Annotated in this window: 4 protein-coding genes; 2 read left to right on the top strand and 2 right to left on the bottom strand. The window is 32.5% G+C overall.

Annotated elements, in window-relative coordinates; all coding sequences use genetic code 11:
- Positions 1-538: 538 nt before the first annotated feature.
- Entirely contained in the window at positions 539-928 is a 390-nt protein-coding gene (locus tag KI369_RS23155) for a hypothetical protein (RefSeq protein ID WP_212957533.1), read from the bottom strand.
- 93 nt (positions 929-1,021) lie between these two features.
- Here KI369_RS23155 and KI369_RS23150 point away from each other — a divergent pair, with 93 nt between their 5' ends.
- A complete protein-coding gene (locus KI369_RS23150) occupies positions 1,022-1,411 on the top strand; it encodes a hypothetical protein (RefSeq protein ID WP_212957532.1) in 390 nt (129 codons plus the stop codon).
- 373 nt (positions 1,412-1,784) lie between these two features.
- On the opposite strand, the gene KI369_RS23145 is transcribed toward KI369_RS23150, so the two are convergent.
- Positions 1,785-2,312 (bottom strand): hypothetical protein, encoded by a 528-nt coding sequence (locus tag KI369_RS23145; RefSeq protein ID WP_212957531.1) that lies wholly within the window; start codon positions 2,310-2,312, stop codon positions 1,785-1,787.
- A 143-nt stretch (positions 2,313-2,455) separates the two neighbouring features.
- Between KI369_RS23145 and KI369_RS23140 the strand changes: the two genes are divergently transcribed.
- Entirely contained in the window at positions 2,456-3,103 is a 648-nt protein-coding gene (locus KI369_RS23140; protein WP_212957530.1) for a phosphatase PAP2 family protein, read from the top strand.
- The last annotated feature ends 100 nt before the right edge of the window (positions 3,104-3,203 follow it).

Genomic DNA, 3,203 nt, shown 5'->3' with positions numbered 1-3,203 from the left:
TTTTTCTTTGTTAACCCTTGAACTGCATCGATTTCTTCCTACCGAACATACATCTTAAACAAACGTTTGATTAATCCCTTTTTTCTTTGTTAACCCTTGAGCTGCATTGATTTCTTCGTACCGAACATACATCTTAAACAAACGTTTATTTAACCATTTCAGCCTAGTCACAAAACTCGGAAATACTTTACATGACAAAGGCGTACAGATAAAAGGAAATAACGATTTTGGTCGTAATAGTGAGAGTATTCCATGATGTTAAAGAAATTACTGCAAAGAAAAAGCCATGTATACACATGACTTTCATAGCATAATCACTTCTATATTCAATACAAATTAAAGTGAATTATATTTCTTTACTTTTAAAGGAATAGATATTACATATAAATCTATAGCATAAGTAATAATCAGAATCCCTTTTCCTTCATCCGCAAATTTTGCTTGCAGAAACTTTTCTGAAACTTTCCTTTTTCCCCATCTCTTTGGAAGATATCCGAATCCTAAGAACATAATAATAGCCCGATACTCATTAACTTAACTACCTTTCTTTTTTCCATGATATTTCAAATTCTCCACCATGTTCTTCTGTTATAATTTTAACTTTATATGTATCATCTTTAGACACTTTAATATTATTTTTACTGTTTCCACTATTAACTTCCAGTATTGTATTATCATTTGAATCTAAAACATAAGCCTTTATGGTTCCTTGTTTAGTTTTATCATCAAAGGAAAATATCCAGCTTTCACCTTTTTTTACATCCATATCTTGAGTTGCAAAACCTGTGAAACTTTTATACTTTCCATCTATACTATTTGAACCTCCATGAACCTTACCACCAACAATCGTTCCCTCTCTTGTAAAACAACCACTAAGAACCACCAAACATAGAAAAAATAATAATGTATTTTTAATAGTTTTCAACATCATTCCCCCCTTATCCTCACAATAAATAACGTGATGAATGTTGACAATCCCCTTGTTAGAGTACTATTTAAAAATAAAAAGGAGTAATAAGCAATGAATATTAAAATAGTGGATATATCAGACAAATTATTAGATGGATATAAAGTTTTAGTTCAAGTAGATAGCAATCAATTTATCGCTGAGTGGGACGGCGATAAGCCAGAAAAACACGAAAACTATAATGTAGAAATACATATAGATGATGAATTTATATGGAATAGAAATATAACCTTTTCAGATAAAAATGCAAATGCAATAATTCAGAATAGTAAAGGTTTTAAAGTAATTGCTAAGCTAGATTATAACAGTGAGGATAACTTAGCAACACTAAATATCTACGATAGTATAATACTAATTGATTTAGAAGAAATGGAGCAAGATATAGAAAATGAATGGGTAGAAATGCAGTGCACTTCAATTAAGATATTTAATACTAATTTTTAAAAGAAACCCATTACATAACTATGGCATAGTCGTTATGATGTAGTGAGATATAGAAAGAGTAAACGAGTATATAAATAAAGATGTTTGTATGCATATGAATATCCTACTGCAATTCCTGCTCAAGCAGACGCCACTAACCAATACCAATCACAAAGGGAGATGTGGAACTAACATTATCACCCCTTGATAAAACGAGCTAATATTGGATGCGCTTCATTAAAACTTCATAATTAAATCCGCAATTGCTGATATAAAATTATAAATCGGCATCACTACTCTCGCATACGTTGTAAAACTTGCGTGAACTTCTCAATCATATTTTCATCTGTGCTTCTGCATAAAAAATAAGAAGCCTCTTATACAGGCTTCTTCATTATCTATTCAAATAATCTGCAATTGTTTGAAATACGACGATATACATATTATGAATGCTTTCTTCAGTATTTCCACCATTCGATAAACCAACTGCCCATTGTTGTCCTTCACCACTTCCGATATTGGCAAACCCTTGCGTATACATAGCATTTACATCTTTTCGGGCACTGTTATACTCTATCCCTTTTGTAATAAAAATCGAATATGATTTATCTTGTAAACCGATAAAAAACACTGGTTTCTTTAACGATGAAAATACATTTTTATACTGATCTGTTGAGGCTTCTTGAAAGTGATCTTTCATTATTAGAAAACCATCTACTTCCTTAGATTTCTTTTCCAGTTCCTCTAACTTCATTTCCTCAAACTTTACATTCCTAAACGTATCTTTCGGTTTTTCTCCAACAACTCCAATTACGAGTGCTCTTCCGTTATATTCTAATTTCTCTCCTTCTTTATCCTTTGCACACCCAGCACTCGCTAGGCATATCAATATAAAAACTAAGAAATACGATAAACGCTTCATTTAGCACCCTCCCCTTCTTTTCAGTCAAGTGACAAAAACGTAAGGTAAATTCAAGAAAATGTAAGCAAAATCGATAGCCCAAATTGCGTTTCTATATTATAATCAATTGAATTTACTTACATTACTAAACATAGGAGATTATCATGAAGAAATTTAAACTTTCATCTTTTCTTCCGTTAAGTTATATACTTCTACTCGTACTCGTAAGTCCCCTTTACGATGTATTAAATAAATCGGCTGTACACGCAGTAGATGTCACAACTGTAGTAGATGATTGGATTCCATTTGTGAAAGCATTTATTATTCCTTATTTACTTTGGTTTCCTTACTTATACGGCGCACTTATTTATTACTGCTTTGCAGATCGAAAGCAATATTATGTCACTTTAAGTAGTGTCATTCTTGGAAAACTTGCTTGTTTTTCTATTTATTATTTTTGGCAGACAACTGTACCACGTCCAAACGTTGTTGGATCAGACGTGTTTTCCGAACTAGTCCGCTATATTTATAGTATCGATCAACCAGTAAATTGTTTCCCAAGCATTCACGTTCTGACTACATTTGTCATTATGCTAGCTGCCTTTAAACGTAGAGAACAACATGCATTTGAGTATTACATCCTTACGTTCTTCGGTACGCTTATTATTTTATCAACGCTATTTACGAAGCAACATGCTTTTGTAGACGCCATTTCTGGAATGACGCTTGCAAGCATACTGTACTTCGGCGTTCAGCTGTTATTAGCAAAAGAAACAGTACGTGTTCCAGTAAAACACAATCATAAAATGTAAAAAGCAGACTGTGGCTTCCAGTCTGCTTTTCTCTATATAAAGTGAAACTTTAATCAGTGGGGGTTTTGTTCATCCCCCACTGATTATTAGTTGAACCAAT

This window comes from Bacillus sanguinis, assembly GCF_018332475.1.
In the GTDB taxonomy this organism is placed as follows: Bacteria; Bacillota; Bacilli; order Bacillales; family Bacillaceae_G; genus Bacillus_A; species Bacillus_A sanguinis.
The sequence above is the reverse complement of the archived record's forward strand: the minus strand, read 5'-3'. Positions and strand labels throughout refer to the sequence as shown.